The sequence below is a fragment of the Thermovenabulum sp. genome (genome assembly GCF_049723235.1).
Classification (GTDB): domain Bacteria; phylum Bacillota; class Thermosediminibacteria; order Thermosediminibacterales; family Thermosediminibacteraceae; genus Thermovenabulum.
In genome coordinates, this window is sequence record NZ_JBNARB010000005.1 from 102,740 (window position 1) to 127,681 (window position 24,942).

General features: G+C 34.3%; 26 protein-coding genes and 1 tRNA gene. 23 read left to right on the plus strand and 4 right to left on the minus strand.

Annotation, left to right across the window (positions count from 1 at the left end; translation table 11 throughout):
- The first annotated feature begins 83 nt into the window (after nt 1–83).
- The 23 genes from ACPLOV_RS04375 to ACPLOV_RS04485 all read left to right on the plus strand — a co-directional run bounded on the left by ACPLOV_RS04375 (nt 84) and on the right by ACPLOV_RS04485 (nt 21,743).
- Entirely contained in the window at nt 84–305 is a 222-nt protein-coding gene (locus tag ACPLOV_RS04375; RefSeq protein ID WP_424909926.1) for a 4Fe-4S dicluster domain-containing protein, read from the plus strand.
- A complete protein-coding gene (locus ACPLOV_RS04380; protein WP_424910713.1) occupies nt 298–1,425 on the plus strand; it encodes a 2-oxoacid:acceptor oxidoreductase subunit alpha in 1,128 nt (375 codons plus the stop codon). Before ACPLOV_RS04375 ends, ACPLOV_RS04380 begins: the two co-directional genes overlap by 8 nt.
- Before the next feature lies 1 nt (nt 1,426).
- Nucleotides 1,427–2,263, plus strand: a complete 837-nt coding sequence (locus ACPLOV_RS04385; RefSeq protein WP_424910714.1) for a thiamine pyrophosphate-dependent enzyme — start codon at nt 1,427–1,429, stop codon at nt 2,261–2,263.
- Nucleotides 2,264–2,276: 13 nt separating this feature from the next.
- Entirely contained in the window at nt 2,277–2,798 is a 522-nt protein-coding gene (locus tag ACPLOV_RS04390) for a 2-oxoacid:acceptor oxidoreductase family protein (RefSeq protein ID WP_424908737.1), read from the plus strand.
- 19 nt (nt 2,799–2,817) lie between these two features.
- Complete coding sequence (locus ACPLOV_RS04395; RefSeq protein ID WP_424908736.1) at nt 2,818–4,011, plus strand: PLP-dependent aminotransferase family protein; 1,194 nt, start codon at nt 2,818–2,820, stop codon at nt 4,009–4,011.
- A gap of 135 nt (nt 4,012–4,146) precedes the next feature.
- The gene (locus ACPLOV_RS04400; protein WP_424908735.1) at nt 4,147–4,452 is read left to right on the plus strand and encodes a hypothetical protein; all 306 of its coding nucleotides are present in this window, start codon (nt 4,147–4,149) and stop codon (nt 4,450–4,452) included.
- Nucleotides 4,453–4,578: 126 nt separating this feature from the next.
- Nucleotides 4,579–5,769: a tetratricopeptide repeat protein gene (locus ACPLOV_RS04405; RefSeq protein ID WP_424908734.1), complete on the plus strand. Its 1,191-nt coding sequence runs from the start codon at nt 4,579–4,581 to the stop codon at nt 5,767–5,769.
- Nucleotides 5,770–5,783: 14 nt separating this feature from the next.
- Nucleotides 5,784–6,545 carry a 5'/3'-nucleotidase SurE gene (gene surE, locus ACPLOV_RS04410; RefSeq protein WP_424908733.1) on the plus strand — a complete coding sequence of 254 codons (762 nt, stop codon included), beginning with the start codon at nt 5,784–5,786 and terminating at the stop codon, nt 6,543–6,545.
- Between the two features lie 22 nt (nt 6,546–6,567).
- Nucleotides 6,568–6,729 (plus strand): YpmA family protein, encoded by a 162-nt coding sequence (locus ACPLOV_RS04415; protein ID WP_424908732.1) that lies wholly within the window; start codon nt 6,568–6,570, stop codon nt 6,727–6,729.
- A gap of 77 nt (nt 6,730–6,806) precedes the next feature.
- Complete coding sequence (locus tag ACPLOV_RS04420) at nt 6,807–7,907, plus strand: AAA family ATPase (RefSeq protein ID WP_424908731.1); 1,101 nt, start codon at nt 6,807–6,809, stop codon at nt 7,905–7,907.
- 104 nt (nt 7,908–8,011) lie between these two features.
- Nucleotides 8,012–8,740, plus strand: coding sequence for a DUF6612 family protein (locus ACPLOV_RS04425; protein WP_424908730.1), 729 nt, complete (start codon nt 8,012–8,014; stop codon nt 8,738–8,740).
- A gap of 23 nt (nt 8,741–8,763) precedes the next feature.
- The gene (locus tag ACPLOV_RS04430; RefSeq protein ID WP_424908729.1) at nt 8,764–9,963 is read left to right on the plus strand and encodes a pyridoxal phosphate-dependent aminotransferase; all 1,200 of its coding nucleotides are present in this window, start codon (nt 8,764–8,766) and stop codon (nt 9,961–9,963) included.
- 46 nt (nt 9,964–10,009) lie between these two features.
- On the plus strand, nt 10,010–11,437 hold the full coding sequence (gene purB / locus ACPLOV_RS04435; protein ID WP_424910715.1) for an adenylosuccinate lyase: 1,428 nt from the start codon (nt 10,010–10,012) through the stop codon (nt 11,435–11,437).
- A 13-nt stretch (nt 11,438–11,450) separates the two neighbouring features.
- A complete protein-coding gene (locus ACPLOV_RS04440; protein WP_424908727.1) occupies nt 11,451–11,654 on the plus strand; it encodes an FmdB family zinc ribbon protein in 204 nt (67 codons plus the stop codon).
- Between the two features lie 272 nt (nt 11,655–11,926).
- Entirely contained in the window at nt 11,927–13,111 is a 1,185-nt protein-coding gene (locus ACPLOV_RS04445; RefSeq protein WP_424908726.1) for a thiolase family protein, read from the plus strand.
- Nucleotides 13,112–13,147: 36 nt separating this feature from the next.
- Nucleotides 13,148–13,999, plus strand: coding sequence for a 3-hydroxyacyl-CoA dehydrogenase family protein (locus tag ACPLOV_RS04450; RefSeq protein WP_424908740.1), 852 nt, complete (start codon nt 13,148–13,150; stop codon nt 13,997–13,999).
- A gap of 31 nt (nt 14,000–14,030) precedes the next feature.
- Nucleotides 14,031–15,182 carry an acyl-CoA dehydrogenase family protein gene (locus tag ACPLOV_RS04455; RefSeq protein ID WP_424910716.1) on the plus strand — a complete coding sequence of 384 codons (1,152 nt, stop codon included), beginning with the start codon at nt 14,031–14,033 and terminating at the stop codon, nt 15,180–15,182.
- A 25-nt stretch (nt 15,183–15,207) separates the two neighbouring features.
- Nucleotides 15,208–15,993 (plus strand): enoyl-CoA hydratase/isomerase family protein, encoded by a 786-nt coding sequence (locus ACPLOV_RS04460; RefSeq protein WP_424908724.1) that lies wholly within the window; start codon nt 15,208–15,210, stop codon nt 15,991–15,993.
- 11 nt (nt 15,994–16,004) lie between these two features.
- Nucleotides 16,005–16,805, plus strand: coding sequence for an electron transfer flavoprotein subunit beta/FixA family protein (locus ACPLOV_RS04465; protein WP_424908723.1), 801 nt, complete (start codon nt 16,005–16,007; stop codon nt 16,803–16,805).
- A gap of 13 nt (nt 16,806–16,818) precedes the next feature.
- Nucleotides 16,819–18,012, plus strand: a complete 1,194-nt coding sequence (locus ACPLOV_RS04470) for an FAD-binding protein (RefSeq protein WP_424910717.1) — start codon at nt 16,819–16,821, stop codon at nt 18,010–18,012.
- Nucleotides 18,013–18,162: 150 nt separating this feature from the next.
- Nucleotides 18,163–20,067, plus strand: coding sequence for a sigma 54-interacting transcriptional regulator (locus ACPLOV_RS04475; protein WP_424908721.1), 1,905 nt, complete (start codon nt 18,163–18,165; stop codon nt 20,065–20,067).
- Between the two features lie 37 nt (nt 20,068–20,104).
- Nucleotides 20,105–21,244, plus strand: coding sequence for a DUF362 domain-containing protein (locus tag ACPLOV_RS04480; RefSeq protein ID WP_424910718.1), 1,140 nt, complete (start codon nt 20,105–20,107; stop codon nt 21,242–21,244).
- A gap of 70 nt (nt 21,245–21,314) precedes the next feature.
- Nucleotides 21,315–21,743 carry an efflux RND transporter periplasmic adaptor subunit gene (locus tag ACPLOV_RS04485; RefSeq protein ID WP_424910719.1) on the plus strand — a complete coding sequence of 143 codons (429 nt, stop codon included), beginning with the start codon at nt 21,315–21,317 and terminating at the stop codon, nt 21,741–21,743.
- Nucleotides 21,744–21,781: 38 nt separating this feature from the next.
- Here the strand turns inward: ACPLOV_RS04485 and ACPLOV_RS04490 are convergent, their stop codons facing one another.
- The 4 genes from ACPLOV_RS04490 to ACPLOV_RS04505 form a co-directional block, all read right to left on the minus strand.
- Entirely contained in the window at nt 21,782–22,069 is a 288-nt protein-coding gene (locus ACPLOV_RS04490) for a MoaD/ThiS family protein (protein ID WP_424910720.1), read from the minus strand.
- On the minus strand, nt 22,059–23,909 hold the full coding sequence (locus ACPLOV_RS04495) for an aldehyde ferredoxin oxidoreductase family protein (protein ID WP_424910721.1): 1,851 nt from the start codon (nt 23,907–23,909) through the stop codon (nt 22,059–22,061). The genes ACPLOV_RS04490 and ACPLOV_RS04495 overlap by 11 nt, the downstream gene beginning before the upstream one ends.
- A 259-nt stretch (nt 23,910–24,168) precedes the next feature.
- Nucleotides 24,169–24,244: transfer RNA gene (locus tag ACPLOV_RS04500), tRNA-Trp, on the minus strand.
- Between the two features lie 176 nt (nt 24,245–24,420).
- Nucleotides 24,421–24,810 (minus strand): HIRAN domain-containing protein, encoded by a 390-nt coding sequence (locus ACPLOV_RS04505; protein WP_424908717.1) that lies wholly within the window; start codon nt 24,808–24,810, stop codon nt 24,421–24,423.
- Nucleotides 24,811–24,942 lie beyond the last annotated feature (132 nt).

A 24,942-nucleotide genomic window follows, 5' to 3' on the forward strand; every position in this document is an offset into this window, starting at 1 on the left:
AATGGCATAAATATTGCATTAGTATTAAAGCTTAGAAAATAATATAATTAACTTATTATTATCAGATTTTTGGAGGGGTTAAATTGAGAAGACGATTTAAAGTTAAGATTAATGAACAAAGGTGTAAAAAATGTGGAATCTGTGTAGCATTTTGTCCTAAAAAAGTTCTAAGAATAGAAATGAATACTTTTCCTATTGTAGATAAGGAAGAAGAATGCATAGGATGCAATTTATGCTATTTGAGATGTCCGGATATTGCTATTTTTGTAGAAGAAAAAGGCGAAGGGGTGATTTTAAATGCATGAAGACATTAAATTCCTTCAAGGGAACGAAGCCTGTGTGGAAGGTGCCCTAAAGGCAGGCGCAAGGTTTTATGCGGGTTATCCCATAACTCCTTCTTCCGAGATAGCAGAGCTCGCATCAATAAGGCTTCCTTCAGAAGGGGGAGTATTTATTCAAATGGAAGATGAAATAGCGAGTATGGCAGCTTTGGTAGGGGCTTCTTTTGCAGGTGCAAAAGCTTTTACAGCTACCAGCGGCCCGGGATTTTCACTTATGCAAGAAAATATTGGACTTGCAATAATGACCGAAGCACCATGTGTCGTAATCAACGTGCAAAGAAGTGGTCCGAGCACGGGACTTGCTACAAAACCAGCTCAAGCGGATGTAATGCAAGCCCGGTGGGGTACTCATGGAGACCATGCTGCAATCGTACTTGCACCTGCAACGGTGCAGGAGTGCTATGATTTAATAATTTATGCCTTTAACTTTGCTGAAAAATACAGAACACCAGTCATATTTTTATCGGATGAGATTGTAGGCCATATGAGAGAAAAAGTCGTATTGCATAGTAATATACCTATTGTACAAAGAAGAATGCCCAATATTGATCCTGAAAAATATAGACCTTATGAACCTGAAAAAACGGGTGTGCCACCTTTGGCTTATTTTGGAAGCGAGTATACCTTTCATGCCTCCAGCTCCATGCATGATGAAACTGGTTTTCCAAACAACTCTCCACAAAATGCTGAAAAGGTAATTAAAAGGTTATATAATAAGATTTACCAAAATAAGGAAGATATAATAATTACTAAGGAATTTTATACAGAAGATGCTGAAATACTGTTGATTTCTTTTGGAGCATCTGCCAGAAGTTCCAGGGAAGCCGTTAATATTTTAAGAAAACAGGGGAAAAAAGCAGGTCTTTTACAATTGAATACCCTGTGGCCTTTTCCTGATGAAAAAGTAAAAAATTTAGCTGATAAGGCAAGAATAGTAATTGTACCGGAAATGAACTTAGGGCAAATTATAGGAGAAGTTCAAAGGGTGTTAAATAACGGTATACCTGTTGTAGGGGTTAACAAAGTAAATAGTGAAATAATAACCCCCCTTGAAATAATTGAGAAGATTAAGGAGGTTATATAAGGTGGCAAGAAACGTATTTGACTATATCATTGAAGAAAAACTACCTTTTTTTTGGTGTGAGGGATGCGGTAACGGAATAATATTGAAAACTATTGCTAAGGTATTTGCAGATTTAAATTTAGATCCTCGTGAAATTGTTGTTGTCACTGGAATAGGATGCTGGGGAAAGGCGGATGATTATTTATCGGTTAACAGCCTTCATGTAACTCATGGCAGAGCACTGCCTGCTGCTACGGGAGTTAAGCTGGTAAATCCCAACTTGAAAGTCTTAGCTTTAATGGGAGATGGAGATGGGTTGACCATAGGAGGTAATCATTTTATTCATGCAGCCAGAAGAAATATTGATATTACCGCAATTATTTCAAATAACTTCAATTACGGTATGACCGGAGGACAAGTATCGGGTACCACACCGGAAAGAAGCGTTACCAGCACATCGAGATTTGGTTCTGTTGAGCCCCCCTTTGATGTAGTTAATTTAGCAATTGCTGCAGGAGCAAGTTATGTGGCCAGGGCTACCGTATATCACGTTAATTTGTTAGAAAAATATATAAAGAATGCCATCATGAAAAAAGGTTTTTCGGTGGTGGATGTAATAAATGTATGCCCCACTTATTTTGGAAGACTCAATAAAATGAAGACTTCTGTGGAAATGATGGAGTTTTTAAGGGATAATAGCACATTTAATAAAAATGAAGGAGATATTAACTCAAATAAGTTTGCTCTGGGAGAATTTGTGAATATTGAGAAACCGGATTTTTCCACAAAGTACTTAGAGGTTCAAAAACAAGCGAAGGAAAAAATATCTTCCCTTGAGCAAGATTCTGGTGCAAGGTAGGAGGGGTATTAGTATGGGAAGAATAGAAGTTGTTCTTGCAGGCTCCGGGGGACAGGGATTGTTATTAATCGGTAAAATATTAGGTGAAGCAGCAGCAATTTTTGATGGAAAAAATGCCGTGCAGACTACAGCCTATGGAGTAGCAACAAGAGGGGGATTTTCAAAATCGGAGGTAATAATTTCTGAAGACGAAATTGCCTTTCCGGAAGCTATGAATCCCGATTATATTGTATGTCTTTCACCCCAGGCCTTTGATATTTACAAAGGCAAAATAAAGGAAAAAGCTATATTAATTTACGATAAAGATACGATAAAATGTGAAAATAAAGAGTATTATGGTTTTTCGATGACAAACGCTGCAGTGGAATTAAAAAACATCAGAATTTTAAATATGATAGCATTGGGTATTCTGGTCAAGATTTCGGGGATTGTAAGTTTAGAGGCAATAATTAAATCGCTGGAAAAGAATTCTCCTCTTCAATTCAGGGACCAAAATATTAGGGCGTTTTATAAAGGTTTTGAGATGGTATCGTAAATTATAAGGGGTGAAAAAAATGGATTACAATAAATTTTTTTCCGATGGGATTGTTAACCTGCCTCCCTCTCCTATAAGAGAGCTTTTAAAAATATCCCAAAAACCCGGTGTTATTTCCTTAGCAGGAGGTAACCCTTCACCGGATACTTTTCCTGTAGAGGATTTAAAAATATGTTTTGAAAAAGTAATTGAGGAAAGAGCCAAAAAAATACTTCAATATAGTCCCACCGAGGGATTATCTGAATTAATAGAAGCGGTTCGATTTTTATCTGTAGAAGATGAAATAAATTGCGAGATGGATAATATTTTAATTACAACCGGTTCTCAGCAGGGTATGGACTTAGTATGCAAGGTACTTTTAAATCCGGGAGATGAAGTTATAGTAGAATTGCCTACTTATCCCGGGAGCCTTCATACTTTAAGAAGTTATAAGGCTAAAATAACCGGGGTACCGGTGGATGAAAAGGGTATAAATGTAAATCTATTAGAAGACATTATTCGAGAAAGGGCCATAATAGGGAAGATGCCTAAGTTTATTTACACTATTCCTACTTTTCAAAATCCATCTGGAACCACATTATCTGAAGAAAGAAGAAAGAATATTATAGAAATAGCAAAGAAATATGAAATAATTGTAGTTGAAGATGATCCCTATTCAAAACTGAGGTATTCCGGCGAATTCATTAAACCGATAAAGTCCTATGACGATGAAGGATTTGTAATATATATGAATTCCTTTTCTAAAATTTTTTGTCCGGGAGTACGGGTTGCATGGATAATCGCGCATAAAGAAATCATAAAAAAGATGATAATCGCAAAACAGGGAATGGACTTGCATACCAGCAGTTTAAATCAGGCAATAATAGCGGAATTTCTTAAGCAGGGGAAGCTTAAATCTCATTTAGATCGTATTGTTCCTTATTATCGTGAAAAGTGCGATATTATGGTAAAAACCATCAATGAATGTTTTAGAGACAGGATAATTTTTACAAGTCCTGAAGGCGGATTTTTTTCATGGATTACTTTAAAACAGGAAATAGATACCAAAGATTTAATATATAAAGCTATTGAAAGAGGTGTGGTCTACGTTCCTGGTTCTTCCTTTGGTCCAGGAGAAGAAAAAGAATTAAAATCTTCTTTGAGGCTTTCATTCGCTACTGTAAATAAAGATGATATAAAAAAAGGAGTAAAAATATTGTCGGAGATTTTTTGATAAGTTCAATAATTTAAGAAATTTAATTTTAGACTGTTGGAAATTAATTTCCGACAGTTTTTTATTTTTATTCACATTATATAGGAAAATATCATAAAAGTAATTTAAGGGATAAATGCAGTGGAGGGGATTGTATTGACATACGATTGCAAATTTTTAAAACTACACAAAAAAATACCGCTTATAGAAAACGAACTTAAAATTTATAAGTGTCTTTTAGGGAATGCTCTATTAAAAGAAAAGGACTTGGATGAAAAATGGGCCTGTAAAGGTTGTAAAGTGAAAGATTTTAACGACAAAATTTGCATTAATTTAATTCCGCAAAAAGAGTTTATTAAACGCGGTTTAAGCGAAACATCTTTTCTTTGTACTTTGATGAACGTAATTTTTAGTGAACCCGAAGAGTTTTGTTTGCTTAAATGCAAATATCGAGAAAATTAAATAAAAATATGTCGATATTTATAAAATCTTATGAAAATTTGTATAAAGGAAATTTTCTTTGATTATAGAATAAATATATATGTTTTTAATTAAGACAAGCTTTCAGTTTATTTGGGGGGAATTTAGATGATAAAAACCGAAGTTTGGGAAGTCTTTAGTAAAATACTTGAGAGCGTAGGTACAATATATATTCAGAATTCTTTATCTTACATACAGATATATGTTTATAAAATTATGTTCCATATTGGTCTTTACTCCAAAGGGCTATATAAAATAGAAGAAAAAATAAAAAAGGAAAAGTATCAGGATATATATCTTTTGGCCTTTGGGGGATTGTTTTCTTTTTTATTAAAGGATTATAAAAAGGCATTGAAATACTTCAGAGAAATAGAAAAAATTACTAATTCCTCTTATGTTCAATATTTCTTAGGGAAAATTTTTGAGGAATTGTCCGAATACGATAAAGCCATTGAAAAGTATGAGCTTACTTTGACTACCCCGGAATTAAAATTAAAATCCTATTGCAATATAATAAAAATTTTATATAAACTTGAAAAATATGAAGAGGCTATAAATCTTATTGATTTTATAATAGATTCTACTGAAGGTGAAAATTTGAAGACTTTATTAAACCATAAAGGGCTATGTTTATTGAAAACAGGGAATATTAAAGATGCCAAGAAGAGCTTTGAAAAAGCCTTGGAAATTTCGGAAAACGATCTGAGTGTTAAACAGAATCTTGCTACATGCTTATTGATGATGAAAGATTATAAAAAGGCCGTAAAGCTTTTTAAAGAAGTTTATGAAAAAAATGATGTGGACATTACATTGCTTAACAACTTTACTACAGCGTTAGCAGGTTTAGGAAAATATGATGAAGCAATAAAATTATGTGAAAAAGGATTAAAAATTGATTGTCAAAATAGCGATCTTTTAATAAATTTAGGGTACTGCTTGTATAAGAAAAATATGATTAATAAGGCTATGGAATGTTTTAAACAGGCTGAAAAAATAAACCCCGAAGACTTCACCCTTCAAAACAATATTGCTTATTGTCTGATATCTTTGAAACGCTATAAAGAGGCATTGGAAATATTAAATAGGATTTTGCAAAAAAAGGCAAAAGATGATATATTATTGAATAAAGCCTACTGTCTTTTCAAAATGGGTATGTATAAGGAAGCTGCAGAATGCTATGAAAAAATAAACCCTGAAAGAATAGATTTTAATATAAAGACCATTATTGGTATATGCTACGAAAATATGGGTGATAAGGAAAAGGCAGTAGAATTTTATAATAAAGCGTTAACAGCTTAAGCGGGGTGAAAATTTTGAAAATACTTGTATCAAACGATGACGGAATATATGCTGAAGGAATATTCGCACTGGTAAAAGAACTGAAAAATATTGGAAAAGTTTTTGTAGTGGCGCCCGACAGGGAAAGAAGTGCTACTGCTCATGCTATAACCATGCATAAACCTCTAAGGGTTGATAAAGTGGAAATTTTTGGATCGGAGGTAACATCATTTAAGGTAAATGGTACGCCTTCCGATTGCGTAAAGTTGGCTTTAGATGCATTGCTTAAAGAACCTCCGGATTTAGTGATTTCGGGAATTAACAAAGGACCTAATTTAGGGACAGATGTAATTTATTCGGGTACCGTATCTGCAGCAATAGAAGCATCAATTTATGGTATTCCTGCTATTGCTGCTTCAGTAGCTTCTTATGAGGATGTAATTTTCGATTATCCAGCAGAAGTCATTAGAAAGTTGTGTGAGTACATAAAAGATAAGGAATTTCCGAAGGATTCACTATTAAATATAAATATTCCTGCTTTGCCAAAGGAAAAAATAAAGGGGGTAATGATAACCCACTTAGGGACAAGAAAATATAAAAATTGTTTTCATAAAAGATGTGATCCAAGGGGAAAAGATTATTATTGGTTAGCCGGGGAAGTGGTCGAAGATCTTATGGATGAGGATTCGGATGTATGGGCAATTCATAATGGTTACATATCGATTACTCCCATTCACTTTGATTTGACAAAGTATGAAATTATGGATATGTTAAAATCATGGAAAATAAATTTGTGAATAATTTTAAGAAGGGGATTTAATGGAGGACAAATTGGAATTAATTGCACAAAAGGAATTAAATTATAATGATGAATTATATAAATTCGTGGATTTTTTAAATAAAACCTTTAAAAAGAAAGGTTTTATTTTCGGAATAACAAAAAAAGAAGATAAAGCTATAATATCCGTATACGAAACTTAACCCAATAAAAAAAGGAACCTTTTTTACCCCTCCTGAATAACCTAAGTATTAAAGTCATTTTTGGGGGGGTAATTTTTATGAGAGGAAAAGAAAGAAGATATTTTCCGGGAACCAGTACTCCTTACGGATATTTGCCATTTTTTAGTAATGTGATATCGTGGAAAGAAGCCAAAAAAATTTATGTTTTAAAAGGCGGTCCAGGAACCGGTAAGTCCACATTCCTGGGGAAATTGGGGGAAAGATTATTGGAAGAAGGTTACGATGTAGAATTCCTTCATTGTTCAGCCGATAGCAATTCTTTAGATGGCATTTACCTGGCTAAGGAAGGTATAGCTCTTGTGGATGGGACAGCTCCTCATGTGATAGACCCAAATTTTCCTGGAGCAGTGGATGTAATAATAAATTTAGGAGATTATTGGAGCGCAAATATTCTAATAAAAAATAAGGATGAAATTATAAATCTGCAGGAGCAAATCAAAGATTGTTATTTACATGCTTTTACTCATTTAAAAATTGCCAAGGCTTGTTATGATGAGGTAGAAAGTATTTACATTAAAGCTGTTAAAAAATTGGAGTTTCAAAGATTTTTAAACGAATTTATTTATGATGTATTTAAAGATAAGCAAGCAGCCCATAAAATCCCAAAGGTAAGAAAAATGTTTGCCAGTTCAATAACACCCGAGGGCAAGGTTAATTTTATTAAGAATCTTTTCGATCCCCTTAAATATAAATATATTTTTACATCTGCCTCCGGTGAATTAGTAAACGAGGTTTTGAAAGCTATTAGGGATAGAGCATTAATGTTGGGATATAATATAGAAGAATTTCATTGCCCGGTTACTACAGAGAAGATTGATCATTTAATATTACCGGAAATAAGCCTGGGTTTTGTTACTTCAAAAGAACCTCATTTATACTCTGAACCGGTAGGAAATATCAAACTTGTGAATTTGGATAACTATATAGATTTCAACAAGATAAATCAAAACAAATTTGTTAAATTAGCTTCTGAAAGAATAATCAATGCTTTAGATGAAGCTGTTGAAGGGATGAAAGAAGCAAAACATCTGCATGACGATTTAGAAAAATTCTATATAGAATCTATGAATTTTAATAGAATAGATAAATTATTAGAAGATATATATGAAGATATCATTAAAAATATTGATCAGAAATAGGGCTTTTTAGCCCTTTTTTACTTTTTTGTTACAAAAAAGGAAAAATAAAATTAATGAAGAATAATTTATAATAATAAAAGGAAGTAAATTTTAGGAGGAAAACAATGAGATTAAATAGAATTAAATTAAATTTTATAATTATTCTGATCGTTATTACTACGGCAATATATGTTATAAGTTGTGGAGATAAATTCAGCAATTTACAGCCAAAGGATTCTATAATAAAAGCTAGTGAAAAATTAAAATTAGTAAAATCGTATAGGATGAATATAGAAGCGGTGTTTACAATAAAAGAAGTAGACCAAAAACTTTCTTTTACAGGAGAAGTACAGAATCCAAATATGATGCACCTGAATGGCGATTTAATGGGAATGAGCATTGATATTTATCAAAAAGACAACAGTTTTTATATAAAAAATCCTCTAAATGGCAAATGGGTTAAGACGGATGATTTTGCGTTTGGTGAAATGAACGATATTCTTAAAACACCGGAAAAAACGTTAGAAAAACTTAAGGATATAATTGAAAAAGCTGAATATCTTAATGATGAAAAAGTAAAAGGAGTAGACTGCAAGGTTATAAAATTTGTTCCAAATAGTGAAAAAATAAAGGAATTATTAATAGAAGGTACTAATACGGAAGATGTGGATGAGGTGCAGGCGGTTTATACTTTATGGGTCGGTAAAAAAGATTTCTTAATTTATAAAATGAAAGTGGATATATTGATTAAAGATAATTCCTCCGGGAATAGAACTATGAATATGACCGTTGATTTGTTTGATTTTAATAAAAAAGATGTTGTCGTTAATTTCCCCGCCGATTTGCCTAAATAATTATTGAATAGGAGGTAAAAGCTATGTTTCTTTCGGAAAAAGCTAAAGGTATAAGTCCATCTCCTACTTTGGCAGTAGATTCCAAAGCCAAACAAATGAAAAGTGAAGGTTATGATGTGATCGGTTTTGGAGCTGGAGAACCGGATTTTGACACTCCTTCCTTTATTAAATCATCGGCAATCAATGCTATAAATGAAGGTTTTACAAAATACACCCCGGTAGGAGGTATTCCTGAATTAAAAAAGGCAATAGCTGATATTTTTAATGAAGAGTTGGGACTTACATATAAGCCCGGTGAGATTATAGTTTCCAATGGAGCCAAGCAATGTCTTTATAATGCCCTTTATTGTATTGTAAATCCCGGAGACGAAGTATTAATACCCCATCCTTATTGGGTAAGCTATCCGGAGCTTGTAAAACTATGTGGGGGAACACCGGTTTTTGTACCCACTTATGAAAAAGATGATTTTAAAATGAAAAAGGATGTAATTGAACCTTTAATCACTTCTAAGACGAAGGTGATTATTGTAAATAGCCCAAATAATCCGACAGGTAGTGTATATTCAAAGAAAGAATTGGAAGACATTGCTGAGCTTGCAATTCGATACAATTTATTCATTATTTCCGACGAAATTTACGATAAACTCATATATGATGGTGAACAACATATAAGTATAGCTACCCTCGGCAAAGATGTTTTTGATAGGACTTTGATAGTTAATGGTGTATCGAAGGCATATTCAATGACCGGTTGGAGAATAGGCTATGCGGCGGGACCCGAGGAAGTTGTGAAAGCCATGACCGATTTTCAAAGTCATACCACATCAAACCCCAATTCCATAGCCCAAAAAGCTGCTTTAGAAGCACTTACAAATCCCGAGAGAAAGAAAGCTATATCTTCGATGGTAGAAGAGTTTTCCAAGAGAAGGAATTATATGGTGGAAAGGATAAATCAAATACCAGGGCTTTCATGCATAAAACCTAAGGGTGCTTTTTATGTAATGATGAATATTTCAAAAACTTTTGGGAAGAAAATAAAAGGTTTTGAAATAAATAATTCTACCGATTTTGCTCAAAAGCTATTAGAAAATTATATGGTGGCTGTTGTTCCGGGTATAGCTTTTGGAACAGAGGATTTTGTGCGGTTATCGTATGCCACCTCTTTAAAAAATATTGAAAAAGGACTTGATCGAATTGAAAATTTTGTTAGAGACTTGGTATAATAAGCAGGTAAAGGCCTGCTTATTTTTTTAAAAAGGAGTGAAGGCATTGAGGGATGTTTTCGAAAATCCTTTAATAGATAGGTATGCAAGTAGAGAAATGTTGGAAAACTTTTCACCTCAAAAAAAATATTCCCTATGGCGTAAGTTGTGGATTGCTCTTGCTGAAGCAGAGAAGGAACTTGGAATTCCAATTACAGACGAACAGATAGAAGAAATGAAAAAATTTGCTGAAATTATTAATTATGAGGATGCAGAAGAATTTGAAAAGTCTACAAGACACGATGTGATGGCACATATATTAGCCTATGGGAAACAGTGTCCTAAGGCAAAGCCGATTATTCACCTGGGTGCTACCAGTGCTTTTGTAGGGGATAATACCGATATAATTTTAATGAGAGATGGGCTTGGGATTTTAAAGAAAAAATTGATTAATGTGATTTACAACCTGTCGGAATTTGCAATGAGGTTTAAAGACCTTCCTACGCTGGGATTTACACATTTTCAACCAGCCCAATTGACTACGGTGGGGAAAAGGGCTACCCTCTGGATATACGATTTAATTTTGGATTTAAAGGATATGGAATATACAGAACAAAATTTGGTATTACGGGGTGTAAAAGGCACAACGGGTACTCAGGCGAGCTTTTTGAAACTTTTTGATGGGGATGAAGAAAAGGTTAAAAAACTTGACAAAATCATTGCTAAAAAATTTGGCTTTGAAAAATCCGTTCCTGTTTCCGGGCAAACATACACCAGGAAAATAGATAGCTTTATATTGAGAGTTTTACAGGGTATTGCTGAGAGCGCACATAAATTTGCAAATGATATAAGATTACTTTCGGGATTAAAGGAGATAGAAGAACCTTTTGAAAAAACTCAAATAGGATCATCGGCAATGGCATATAAGAAAAATCCCATGAGATGTGAAAGAATGACCGCACTTTCCAGATTTGTAATTGTAAATGGATTAAATCCTTATATTACAGCATCCTGCCAATGGTTTGAAAGAACCCTGGATGATTCTGCAAATAGAAGAATTGTTATTCCCGAAATGTTTCTTGCTACGGATGCAATTTTAAACATTTATTTGAACGTAAGTGCGGGCCTTATTGTAAATGAAAAAATAATTGAAAATCATGTAAGAGAAGAACTGCCTTTCATTGCTACCGAAAATATACTAATGGAAGCGGTAAAAAAGGGTGGAGATCGCCAGGAGCTTCATGAAGCAATAAGAGTTTATTCCAGGGAGGCGCAGGAGGAAATAAAACAAGGGAAGGAAAACAATCTAATAAATAAAGTTGTAGAAGATAAAAGATTTAATATCAGCAAAGAGGAGATTATTAAAATACTTGAACCTAAAAATTATATTGGCAGGAGTCCATCTCAGGTTTTGGAATTTCTTCAGGAAGAGGTAAAGCCGTATTTGCAAAAGTACCAGGAATTTCTCGGTATTTCCAGCGAATTAAAAGTATAAAGGAGGTATCTTAATGCCTACCTATGATTTTATATGTAATCAATGCGGATTTCTATTTAGCGAATTTATAAATATTAAAGATAAAGATAAAGTAAAATGTCCTAAATGTAATGGTAATGTTACTCAAAGATTTACAGGGTTTATTTATACCCGAAAGGGAGAATCTGGTCAGGGAGGATGTGCCGGGAGCTGTTCTTCTTGCAGTGGATGTAAATAAGTAATATAAGATGCTGGCTATAATTTTGGTAGCCAGCTTTTTTATTTATATTTTTATGTTTATTTTTTGAACATAATGCTTTAAAAAATGAACAAGATTTTTTAATATTAATATATTTGATATAATCAATAAGTTTAATTTTTAAACACATATCATTTATTAAAGTTAAAACCCTTAGTTTTATATTATTTTTTCATGATTTATCTGAGAATTATACAATGGCATAAAATTTGCTGATATTATGAAATTAACTATTTGAAGGAGGTGTAAAAATGCGTGAAGTTGTTATATTAAGTGCTGTTCGCACCGCCTGCGGTAAATTTGGCGGAAGTTTGTCTGAAAAAACTCCTGTTGAATTGGGAAGTGAAGTAATTAAGGAAGCGGTAAAACGAGCGGGAATAGAAAAAAATATGGTGGATGAAGTTATCTGGGGAAATGCATGGCAGGCCGGTGTGGGACCAAATCTCGGAAGATTAGTTGCTGTAAAAAGCGGCCTTCCAGTAGATGTTTCTGCTTTTTCTATCAACAAAAGGTGTGCTTCCGGATTAAAGGCTATAGCCTTAGCTGCCCAGGCTATAAGAGCAGGTGACGCAGACTGTATAATTGCCGGTGGTACAGAAATGGCCAGCCGTGCCCCCTATCTTTTGCCGGGAGCAAGATGGGGGTATCGCTTGGGGGCCGGTGAAATACAAGATCATCTACATCAAGATGGCTTCATGTGTCCCTTAGCCGGGATGATGATGGGAGCAACGGCAGAAGTATTGGTTGAAAAGTACGGTATAACAAGGAGAGAGCAGGATGAATATGCTTATCTCAGCCATAAAAGGGCAATTGAAGCTATAGATAAAGGTAAATTTAAAGAAGAAATAATACCAATTAATATAGGAAATAAGAAAAATCCTAATTTATATTTTGAAACCGAAGAGATACCAAGAAGAGATATTTCCTTGGAGGCTTTAGCCAAACTTCCACCAGTATTCAAAGAAAATGGAACAATTACGGCGGGTACAAGTTCCGCCCTGTGTGATGGAGCGGCCGCATTAGTATTAATGGAAAAAGAAAAGGCTAAAGCGCTGGGTTTAAAGCCTTTGGCTAAAATTTTATCCCACGGTCAAAGGGGGATAGACCCGGTGCTTATGGGACTTGGTCCCGTTAAGGCTGTACCTATTGCTGTTGAAAAAGCCGGGCTTACTTTAAAAGATATTGATTTAATTGAATTAAATGAGGCTTTTGCTGGCCAGGTTATTGCAGTGATGAGGGAACTTGGATTTGATATAGAAAAAACCAATGTATACGGCGGAGCCATTAGCCTTGGTCATCCAATAGGTGCTACCGGAGCAAAACTTTTAACTACACTTATCCATGCTCTTAAGAATGAAGATAAGACCTTTGGAATGGTGACTTTATGCGTAGGTGGAGGACAGGGCGAAGCGATGATAATCGAAAGATTAAGTTAAAAATTAAATTTTCTGAAGGGGGTTAACAAGATGGAAGTGAAAAAAATACTGGTTGTGGGAGCAGGTACCATGGGGCATGGAATTGCCCAATTAGCCGCTCAGCAGGGGTTTGAAGCTTATTTAGTAGATAGGGAAAAAGAGATAGTGGAAAAAGCTTTTTTAAAAATTAAAGAAGGTCTAATGAAGAGGGTGGAAAAAGGAAAAATTTCGAAAGATGAAGCGGAAAAAATTTTAGAAAAAATTACTGTAGGAACTGATATGGAAGCTTTTGCCGATGCGGATTTTGTTATTGAAGCAGTTTTTGAAGATGTAGAAATTAAGAAAAAGGTCTTTGAAAAATTGGATAAAATTTTTGAATCAGGGGTAGTTTTAGCTACTAATACTACCGCATGTTCAATAAGTGAAATAGCTTCAGCTACCAAAAATAGAAAAAGGGTAATAGGAATGCATTTCTTCAATCCACCTGTAATTATGAAACTCGTAGAAATAATTCCCGGTCTTGAAACCGACGAAACTACTGTTGAAAAAACTAAATCTATTGCATTAATGCTGGATAAAACACCGGTTGTTACAAAAATAGAAACACCTGCAGGAATAGTAAGCAGGGTATTAGCCGCTCTTTTAAACGAAGCGGTTGTGGTATATTCAGAAGGAGTTGCGGATGCGAAGGATATTGATACCGCCATGAAGCTTGGTGCAAATCTTCCGATGGGACCTCTGGAATTAATAGATATGATAGGTGTTGATATTCATCTGGCTAAAACCGAAACGCTTTACAGAGAATACGGGGATCCGCGATATCGTCCCCCTTATATCCTGAAAAAGATGGTTAAAGCAGGTCATTTAGGGAGAAAAACCGGGCGGGGATTTTACATTTACGAACAATGACTTTTATACAAAAAGTTAAGGAGGTATATATATGAATTTTGATCTTACTGAAGAACAGGTAATGATAAAAAAGATGATGACTGAATTTGCAGATAAAGAAGTGGCTCCTTTTGCTTCGGAAAACGACAGGGAAGAAAAGTTCCCCTGGGATATTGTTAAAAAAATGGGTGAATTAGGAATATTCGGTACTGTTATTCCCGAAGAATATGGAGGGGGCGGGTTTGATTATATTTCCCATGCCATAGTGGCGGAAGAACTGGGCAGGGTGGACTCTTCGGTAAGAGGAATTTATTCGGTCCAAATTTCCCTTGTAGCCCTTACTATACTTAAATGGGGTACTGAAGAACAAAAGAAAAAATATCTACCTAAATTGGCAAGCGGAGAGATTCTGGGATGCTTTGGTCTTACAGAACCAAATTCCGGTAGCGATGTGGTTAGCATGCAATCCAGTGCGGTAGAAGACGGAGATTACTATATACTAAATGGAAATAAAATGTGGATAACAAATGGAGGAGTTGCCGATATAGCAATAATCTTTGCTAAAACCGATAAATCAATGGGCCATAAGGGAATTACGGCTTTTATTGTAGAAAAAGGGACAGAGGGATTTTCATCAAAAGATATCCATAATAAACTCGGGCTCAGGGCTTCAAATACAGCAGAATTAATACTTCAGGATGTGAGGGTGCCAAAAGAAAATATTCTTGGAAACGTAGGAGATGGATTTAAGGTTGCTATGAGTGCATTAGATAATGGGAGGTATACTGTTGCAGCTGGTTGCGTAGGACTTGCCCAGGGTTGTTATGACGTCGCTAAAAAATACGCAGTGGAGAGGATTCAATTTGGCAAACCAATTGCTGGACATCAACTGGTTCAGGAGCTTTTTGCAGACATGATTGTTGAAATAGAAGCCGGGAGGTTATTGGTATACAGAGCCGGACATTTAAAAAATAAACATCTGCCTCATACAAGAGAAGTATCAATGGCGAAACTTTTCTGCAGTGAGATGGTAAACCGAGTAGCGTATAAAGCTCTTCAGGTGTTTGGTGGTTATGGTTTTTCATCGGAGTTTCCAATTGAGAGGTATTATAGGGATGCAAGAATTAATACTTTATATGAAGGTACAAGTCAGATACAAAAATTAATTATAGCAAATAGAGAATTGGGCATATCTGCATTTTAGAATTTAGTACAGGGGAGGTACCTGAATGGGTGAAGAGCTATTATATTTATACAATATTCAAGAAGATATCGCCTACATAACGATAAACAGGCCGGAAGTTAGAAATGCCCTCAATAATAAATTGGTTGAGCAATTGCATGAAGTTTTTGATCGCATTGAAGAAGATAGTAATTTAAGGGCTGTAGTTATAACAGGAGCCGGTGATAAAGCTTTCATGGCGGGTGCAGACATAAATGAATTGGTAGAAAGAGATGCAATTTTAGGAAGAAAGCAGACCAAAAGGCGACAAGAACTTTTTAATAGAATAGAAAATTTAGATATTCCTGTGATAGCGGCAATAAATGGTGTAGCGGTAGGAGCGGGATTGGAACTTGCTCTATCTTGTACTTTTAGAATTGCTTCTGAAAATGCAAAATTTGCTGCATCGGAAGTAAAACTGGGTATTATACCCGGGGCAGGCGGTACTCAAAGATTAACGAGCACAATTGGAAGAACAAAAGCTTTAGAAATGATTTTACTGGGCGAAATGATAGATGCTCAAGAGGCTTTAAAGTTAGGTCTTTTGAATAAAGTTGTTCCCCTTGAAAGTTTAATGATAGAAGTAAAGGAATGGACCGAGAAAATTAAGGCACTTCCGAAACTTGCTATTCAATATGCAAAAGAAGCGGTTATCAGGGGGAATAGTTTAGGAAGAGAGATGGGTTTTGCTCATGAATCTTATCTGCATGCCCTATCCTGTACTACTGAAGATAAAAAAGAAGGAGTGACGGCTTTTTTAGAAAAAAGAAAACCTCAATTTAAGGGCAAATAGGGGGTGTAACTTTGAGAGTCGTAGTATGTATAAAGCAGGTTCCCAGCACGGATGCAAAAGTAAAAATGGATCCGGTAAAAGGAACGTTAATCAGAGAAGGAGTGGAATCAATAATAAATCCTTTTGATGAGTATGCTATTGAGGAAGGCATCAGAATAAAAGAAAAATTTGGTGCAGAAGTCATCGTGATATCTATGGGGCCACCACAAGCTAAGGAAGCATTAAAAACAGCTCTTGCGATGGGAGCAGATAAAGCAATTCTTTTAAGTGATAAAGCTTTTGCTGGTTCGGATACCCTCGCTACCAGTTATACTTTATCCTTGGCAATTAAAAAAATAAAAGATGTAGATATTGTAATTTGCGGAAAACAGGCCACGGATGGTGATACTGCTCAGGTCGGGCCGGGACTGGCCCAGCGGCTTAATTTTTCTCAAATTACTTATGTTTCAAAGATAAGGTCTATAAATATAGAAAATAAAGAATTAGTTGTAGAGCGGTTGTTGGACAACGGGACACAAGTTGTGAGAACAAAAATGCCCGCTCTGTTAACGGTAGTAAAGGATATAAATCAACCCCGCATCCCAAACATATTTTCAATTAAAAAAGCTGCTAAAGCGGAAATACCTGTATGGGGACCTCAGGACCTGGATGGAGAAAAAAATAAATTTGGTTTTGATGGATCGCCTACTCAGGTAATAAAAATATTCACACCTCCTCCCAGAGAAGGCGGAAAGATATTTGATAAAGATGTAAAAGAATCAGTAAAAGAACTAATAGAAATCCTCTCAACTAATGGAATAATTAAAATATGAAGGAGGATAATAAATGGCTCTAATTGTAAAAAAAGAAAATTGCACAGGATGCGGGATTTGTATAGAAACATGCGCTTATAAAGGAATAAGATTAGATTCAAAAGGAATTGCTGAAATTACCGAAAATTGTATTTTATGTGGTCAATGCGTAGACTCCTGTCCTGCAGAGGCACTTTATATGGAAGAAAAAATACAGGAAACTGAAAAACAAAACTACAGAGGAATAATGGTATTTATAGAACACGAGTTAGAGAAAATACATTCTGTTTCTTTTGAGCTATTGGGAAAGGCTAAAAAGATTGCCGATGAATTAAAAGTGCCCGTCTATGCTATGATAATAGGTGACAGCATTAACGAAATAATAAAAGAGGTAAAAAATTACGAAGTAGATGTAATATATGCGGTAAGTGCACCATGGTTGTCCGATTATCAGACAAAACCTTTTATTTTAGAAGCTGAGAATATTATAAAACATTCAAAACCCGAAATAGTATTGATAGGGGCAACGACCCTTGGCAGAGATTTTGCCGGTGCGCTGGCAACAAGGCTGGAAACAGGACTAACTGCCGATTGTACGGAACTCTCTATTGATAAAGAAAAAGGGCTGTTACTCCAAACCCGTCCCGCCTTTGGTGGAAATATTATGGCCACTATTATTTGTCCTTATAAGAGACCTCAAATGGCTACAGTAAGACCCAAGGTCATGCCAATGCCTCCCAAAGTGTTCAGAAACGATTGTAGAGTTATACAATTGCAACCCGTATCCGGTGTTAAAGATTTGGATTTAGAAATAGTAGATTTTTTGCCGGATACGGTTGGAAAAGTAAATATCGCAGAAGCAGATATAATTGTTTCGGGTGGTAGAGGTATGAAAGGGCCGGAGAACTTTTCCATGCTTTTTGAGCTTGCAGAGCTTCTTGGAGGAGCTGTAGGAGCTTCCCGTGCTGCGGTGGACAGCGGATGGATTCCATATGCTCACCAGGTAGGCCAAACGGGAAGGACTGTTAGGCCAAAGCTCTATATTGCGTGTGGAATTTCCGGTGCTATTCAGCACCTGGCAGGGATGCAGACTTCAGAAGTAATAGTAGCTATAAATAAGGATCCTGAAGCCCCGATATTTAAGGTTGCCAATTATGGAATTGTAGGAGATCTTTTCAAGGTTGTTCCGGAAATTATTAGACAAATTAAAGAAAGGAAAGGAAAATAATTTCTTAATATATTTAGGCCGCAAATTATGCGGTCTTTTTTTATGTTTTACGAATTTATAAAATAAATTTTTAGCAAAACAGGTTATTTAATAATAAAATCGAATAATTATTAAGTGAAGGTAAAAGTGTGTATTTGAGAGGTGAAGATTTTGAAGAGCAAAATTGCGCTTATTTCACCTTATCCAGAACTGACAAATATCGCTAAAAGGATTTCGGTGGAACAAGGAGAGGATATAGATATTTATGAAGGAGTTTTAGAGGAAGGCGTAGAGATTGCCAAAAAGCTTTCAAATCAAAAGGAAGCCGATGTAATAATAAGCCGTGGAGCAACAGGTGCATTAATAAGAAAAAATATTGACATTCCTTTCGTTAGTATCGAAATAACAGATTTTGATGTCTTTTTAGCATTATATGAAGCGGCTCCTTTTTCTAATCACATTGGTTTTTTTGGATATGATTATAAAAAAGGACATTTTGATTTTGAATTATTTTCAAAAATATTAAATAAAAAAATAAGTTGTTTTTATTATAAATCAGAAAAAGAATTAAGGGAAAAACTTTATGAATCAAAAGAATCAGGAATAGACATGGCAGTCGGCACGGGTGCCTGTATAATTGAAGAAGCTCAAAAATTGGGATTAAAGGGTAAGCTGGTCTTTTCCAGTGCTTCATCGGTATTACAGGCAATAATTACCGCTAAAAACATTAAGGCAGTTATAGAAAAAGACAGAGGACAAAAGGAATTAATTAATACTCTCTTAGAACATATTACGGAAGGTATAATCGCTTTAGATGAAGAAAGAAAAGTCATTATGTATAATTCTGTTTCGGAAAAATTACTTAAAGCACCGAAAAAAGATGTTTTAAATAAAAAAATTTTTGATATCAATTTTAATACCCTTCAAAAAATTTATAAAGACAGTCAGTTAGCAAAAGAAGAAATCATAGAAATAGAAAACAAAAAATTACTGGTAAAAAGATCAAATATTAATATAGATAGCAAGAATATAGGTACGGTAATTACCGTGCAGGATATCAGTAAAATTCAGGAAGTGGAACAATCTATCAGGACAAAACTTGTTAAAAAAGGATTAATTGCCACATACAGATTTGAAGATATTTACGGAAATAGTAAAATATTATTGGAAACTATTAACAAGGCAAAAAAATACAGCTGTACCGATTCAACAGTATTAATTTTGGGTGAAAGTGGTACGGGTAAGGAACTTTTTGCTCAGAGTATTCACAACGAAAGTAAAAGAGCCGATGGCCCTTTTGTAGCAATAAATTGTGCCGCTTTACCTGAAAATCTTTTGGAAAGTGAACTTTTTGGTTATGAAGAAGGCGCATTTACTGGAGCCAAGAAAGGAGGAAAAGCCGGACTTTTTGAATTGGCTCATGGAGGTACTCTATTTTTGGATGAAATAGGTGACCTTTCTTTAAATCTGCAGGCTCAACTTTTAAGGGTATTACAGGAGAAAAAAGTTATGCGCTTGGGGGGACATCAATTAATTCCTGTTGATGTAAGGATAATTGCTGCCACGAATATCGATTTAAAAAATAAGATCGAAGAAGGTAAATTTAGAAGGGATTTATACTATAGATTAAATATTTTGACATTGACTATTCCGCCTCTAAGAGAAAGAAAGGAAGATATTGAAGTATTATGTATAAATTTTATTAAAGAATTTAATGAACTATACGGTAAAAAAATTTCTCCGCAGCTGGAAGATAAGATTTATAAATTACTATTAGATTACCATTGGCCCGGGAACGTGAGAGAATTAAAAAATTTAATTGAGAAATGTGTAATATTATGTGAAGACCAAAAAATTTCTTTTAGTTTAATTTCGTCACTGCTTAATGAAACCGGTTTAAATCAAAAAAATGATTCAAATGACGGGCAAAAAATTATTGTAAATATTGGAACGCTGGAAGAAATGGAAAAACAAATATTTAAAGAAATATTTTTAAAATATAATAATAAAAAAGAAGTAGCCAGGGTTTTAGGAGTAAGTAGAACCACTTTATGGAAAAAATTGAAGGGTATCTGAAAACGGAAGAAATGTAACAATATCATAGAAAAAGGAAGTGATTTTTTTGTCCACAGTAGTAATTCTAAAATGTGAAGATTATAATCCTGAATTAATCTGTGAAAAATTGCAATATGCCTTAAAATTGATAGGTTTTAGGCCTGAAAATTATAAAAAACTCTTATTAAAACCAAATCTTTTAATGAGTAAAAAACCTGAAGAAGCTACAACTACACATCCAGCAGTAGTTGAAGGTCTTATAAATATTTTAAAAAAAGAAAATGTTGATTTGATAGTAGCTGACAGTCCGGGTGGACCTTATAATGTAAAAAGGCTTAATGCTGTATATGAAAAGACCGGGATAAAAGACGTATGTGAAAAAACCGGAACAAAGTTAAACTATAATACAAGTTCAATAGAAATTGAACTTAAAGGGGAAAGTAAGATAAAAGCCTTACCAGTTATTTATCCTTATAAAGAGTGCGACGGTGTGGTATCTCTTGCAAAACTAAAAACTCATGGTATGGCCGTGTATACAGGAGCTGTTAAAAATTTGTACGGAATGATTCCCGGAGGCTATAAGGTAGAATTACATTTCAGGATTAGAGAAATAGAAAGGTTTATGGATCTTCTTTTAGATATGTACGAAACAATAAATCCTGTATTATCTATAATTGATGGGGTTGTTGCAATGGAGGGAGATGGTCCTTCACAGGGGACTGGTAGAAAATTAGGTATTCTTATTGTTTCCGATGATGCTTTAGCTGCCGATTATGCTGCATCCAGGATAATCAATTTGAGTAAAAACGATTTTCCGCTTATTAAAAGAGCTATGGAAAGGGGATTGTTTAAAGAAGAAAATATTATATTTGTTGGAGATAGTATAGATTCGGTTGAAGTTGATGATTTTAAGATTCCAATAAAAAAAGACGTAGTCTTTATTAGAGGAATTCTTCCGAGATTTTTGGAAAATTATTTGAAAGAAATGATGACGCCAAAACCCTATGTCGTTTTAAATCAATGCAAGGGGTGCTCTGAGTGCTTTTTAACATGTCCTCCCAAAGCTATTAGTATAGAATATAAAAAGGCTAAAATCGATTATAAAAAATGTATTAAATGTTTCTGCTGTCATGAACTTTGTCCTTATAAAGCCATCAAAATAAGGAGAAATTTCATATATGAAAAATTGCTTAAATGATATAGATGAGAGGAGAGCATAATGTTTATCAAAGTAAGCAACTTAAAAAAACGTTATATAATAGGGAAAAATGAAATTTTTGCATTTCGATGAAATTGATGCTGTAAAAATAAAACAGGGTATGCCGGCAAATATAACGTTTGATTCTTTGCCGGGGAAAATGTGCAAAGGTATAGTGGAAAAAGTAGCTGATATCGGTAAAAAAAATAATGATGTTACCACTTACGATGTTACAATTTTAATGGAACAAAATAATGAAGTAAAAACAGGAATGAATGCAAATGTGGAAATAATAACTGATAGAAGAGAGGGTATTTTGATTGTTCCGCTTTCTGCTATTGTAAAAAAAGAGAATAAATATTATATAAATGTGATTGATGAAAAAAATAATAAAACATACTTAAGGGAAATACAAATAGGGATTAAAAATGGTGAATTTGTAGAAGTTATAAATGGACTGAAAGAGGGAGAAAAAATAGCTGTAAAATCAAATATATAAAAAATATGGGCAGGAATCTCTAATCCTGCCTATATTTTTTATCCCCCAAACAAAGGTGGAAAGAAAACTACTGTGAATTCATTGCCCAATAAAGCATTAATTCCACCCAACCGCTCGTATTCCTGACCGTTTATTAGTATTCTTATACCTTTATTTTCTTCAATGTATTTTTTAAAAGAAAAATGATATTCTTGCTCTAATAATATTAGTAGATCGGATAATTTAAATCCTTTTTTCATAATGAATTCTTTTTGACGGGTGCCTGTTAAATTACGCAAATCTCCGAAAAACATTACATTAACTTTAATATATTCATTATTTTCCATATTCTAAGGCAAAATCTAATCCAAGTTCTTTTAATTTATCTTTTGTAGGCACACCCGTCTCGAGGTCCCATCCTCTTACTTTATAATAATCTTTTAGTAGATCATCCTGTTCAAATATTTGACCTGAAGCCGGGCCTGAAGGAAGCGGTTCACTAATAAGGCGTGATGGAAAACTATCATCTTTCTTACTGAATCCTTCTCTAACATTAAAAATTCTTTCTAAGTTGTATATTCGTTCACCAACTAACCATATATATTCAGGGTCATCAAAATCTTTAATTCCAGTAACTGTTGATACTAATTTACCATATACTTCGGCGTTTATCATACCCATTGAAGGAGGGAAACTACATAATATTCCTGTTTCTAAAAATGCTGTTAAATCCTGGTTAAATTTTGTTATTTCTCCTTTTCCTTCCACTGCAAAACGATCTACTGGTCTTGGAATCGGAACGTTAAAAATTTCCTGAGGAGCATATCCGGAATTATGATCCGCCCCTATATTTGAAGTTAATAAGTTAAGACCATGAGATTTTGCACCACGAGGATCATAAGCAGGTAATTCCAACCCTTTTACTTGGATAGCATATTTTTCTGCTCCCTTACCAATTTTCTTTGCAGCTTCCCGGGTACCATCCGCTAAAATATCCCCAAAACCCTCTCTATATGCGATTTGTTTTATTAGTTTTACCAGAGGTTCGTCATTACCATATATTAATTCTAAACCCCCGGTATCATCTTTTGATATTATACCTTTTTCATAAAGCTCATAGGCAAAACCGATAGAACTTCCAGTAGAAATCGTGTCAAGACCAAGGTCATCACAGAGTTTGTCGAGTGCTATGGTTAAACCGACATCCGGAAGTGATATTGTTCCGGTAAAAGCCCAAATTGATTCGTATTCAGGGCCTTCACTCCATGCTCCTTTATATTTTCCATAATTGACTTTAGAAAGATTACCGCAGTGCAACATACAGCTATGACATCCGGTTTTTCGAACACGATATTTATCATATTCCTGCCCTTCAATATTTTCCCAGCCTTCAATAACACCTTCTCTAAAATTTTTGGTAGGGAACATTCCTAATAAATTTGTAAATTCTGCAATTTGTGTACCTCGGGCTCTGAATCCTTCAAAAGCTGGATTTGATTTATACGTTTGAATTTGTGCTTTAACAGCTTCCGAAAAACCTTCCGGATCTGCTATTTCAACTTTTTCATGACCTCTTATAGCAATTGCTTTAAGATTTTTAGACCCCATAACCGCTCCACCGCCACCCCTTGCTGCAGCCCGGCGGTCACTGAAGATTCCTGATATTTTTACTTTATTTTCACCTGCTGGGCCTATACATGCTATTCTTATTCTTGGATCTCCTAATTCTTCTCTTATTAAAGTATGGGTATCATCGCAATCTAAACCCATCAAGTAGGTAGCATCTTTGAACTCACATTTTCCATCATAAATCCATAGGTATACCGGTTTTTCCGAAACACCTTCTATAATAATAATGTCAAATCCTGCGAACTTCATTTCAGCTACTAAATATCCTCCACCGGACGATTTAAAGTATGTACCAGTTAATGGAGATTTAAAAAATACCTTCCAGCGGCCAAAAGATTGTGCATTTGTTCCTGCTAAAGGACCAGCTACAAAAATTAATTTATTTTGTTCACTCATTGGATCAATGCCCGGCTTAAGCTCGTCATATAGAAGTTTTATTGCAAATCCGCGACCACCGATGAAATCGAGGATCATTTTTTCGTTTAATGGTTCAATTGAATAAGTATAGTTAGAAAGATTTACTCTTATTATACTATTTTTATATCCACCTAATTTCACAAGAATCCCTCCAAATTATTTATTGAAAATAAAAAATATATCCCCTCCTTTTAATAAATATACATGTATTAAATACATGAAAAATAAAAAAATATATACTTTATAAAAATTATAGAAAATTATGCGACTAATGTCAATTATAAGCTTAATTTTTTGGATATATGAAATATAAAATATAAAGGCCGAAAAGAAAAAAATAAAAAAAGTAAACCGCTTTTAAGATTTGTATCCTAAAAGCGGTTTTTAGTCTAAATTAATATGGCAGGGGAGACAGGACTCGAACCCGCAACCAACGGTTTTGGAGACCGCTACTCTACCAATTGAGCTACTCCCCTGCAAATAGTATTTCTTTAAATTTATGAGCATTATTATTATACAAAATCATTAATGAAGTGTCAATGAGAAATAATTTCGTTTTTGTAGATGATCCACAGTTTGTTCAATTACACTTTAAGAATCAATAAATATTAATGGTATTTATATTCCAGATGTAATATGGGTATTGAAAATATTAATTTAGATCCATAGGAAATTCTCGCTTTTTATCAAAAGGGGGGCTAATTTTTGATATCATTGTAAATTTTATATTAAATTTTGTGCGTTTTCTTTCAAAAAGTTCAATAATTGCACAATTTTTTGTTACAAATCTAATTATTCCTTTAGTTTTTTTATGAAAAGTATCATAAATTCTTCCCGCACTAAAACATCCTTTAGGCACGGTATTTATACTATTAGCAATATATCCTATTTTACCTAAGGGGTAAACCATTACTTTGATTGCTTCCGCATCGTAATCATTGTCAGGCTCTTTTTCAAGGGTTACAATCATTCCTGGCTTAAGTACTCTGTACCCAAAATAATTTTCACAACCGACTAATGCAACAAATCGTTTACGAACCACTTTACCCCCTCCTCTGATTATAAATGTTCTATAATTCTATTATATAATAAACCAAAGGTCAATAGAATTCTTTATGGGAGCTTTTTGCTTTGTACCATTTTTTTAATTTTTATCATGAATTTATTCCAATAT

Coding starts and splice junctions, on each gene's coding strand:
- ACPLOV_RS04460 (WP_424908724.1), top strand. CDS start 15,208: ATGGGTGAAGAGCTATTATATTTATACAATATTCAAGAAGATATCGCC.
- ACPLOV_RS04455 (WP_424910716.1), top strand. CDS start 14,031: ATGAATTTTGATCTTACTGAAGAACAGGTAATGATAAAAAAGATGATG.
- ACPLOV_RS04395 (WP_424908736.1), top strand. CDS start 2,818: ATGGATTACAATAAATTTTTTTCCGATGGGATTGTTAACCTGCCTCCC.
- ACPLOV_RS04490 (WP_424910720.1), bottom strand. CDS start 22,069: ATGGAAAATAATGAATATATTAAAGTTAATGTAATGTTTTTCGGAGAT.
- ACPLOV_RS04405 (WP_424908734.1), top strand. CDS start 4,579: ATGATAAAAACCGAAGTTTGGGAAGTCTTTAGTAAAATACTTGAGAGC.
- ACPLOV_RS04380 (WP_424910713.1), top strand. CDS start 298: ATGCATGAAGACATTAAATTCCTTCAAGGGAACGAAGCCTGTGTGGAA.
- ACPLOV_RS04420 (WP_424908731.1), top strand. CDS start 6,807: ATGAGAGGAAAAGAAAGAAGATATTTTCCGGGAACCAGTACTCCTTAC.
- ACPLOV_RS04390 (WP_424908737.1), top strand. CDS start 2,277: ATGGGAAGAATAGAAGTTGTTCTTGCAGGCTCCGGGGGACAGGGATTG.
- ACPLOV_RS04445 (WP_424908726.1), top strand. CDS start 11,927: ATGCGTGAAGTTGTTATATTAAGTGCTGTTCGCACCGCCTGCGGTAAA.
- ACPLOV_RS04485 (WP_424910719.1), top strand. CDS start 21,315: ATGAAATTTTTGCATTTCGATGAAATTGATGCTGTAAAAATAAAACAG.
- ACPLOV_RS04425 (WP_424908730.1), top strand. CDS start 8,012: ATGAGATTAAATAGAATTAAATTAAATTTTATAATTATTCTGATCGTT.
- ACPLOV_RS04415 (WP_424908732.1), top strand. CDS start 6,568: ATGGAGGACAAATTGGAATTAATTGCACAAAAGGAATTAAATTATAAT.
- ACPLOV_RS04470 (WP_424910717.1), top strand. CDS start 16,819: ATGGCTCTAATTGTAAAAAAAGAAAATTGCACAGGATGCGGGATTTGT.
- ACPLOV_RS04430 (WP_424908729.1), top strand. CDS start 8,764: ATGTTTCTTTCGGAAAAAGCTAAAGGTATAAGTCCATCTCCTACTTTG.
- ACPLOV_RS04440 (WP_424908727.1), top strand. CDS start 11,451: ATGCCTACCTATGATTTTATATGTAATCAATGCGGATTTCTATTTAGC.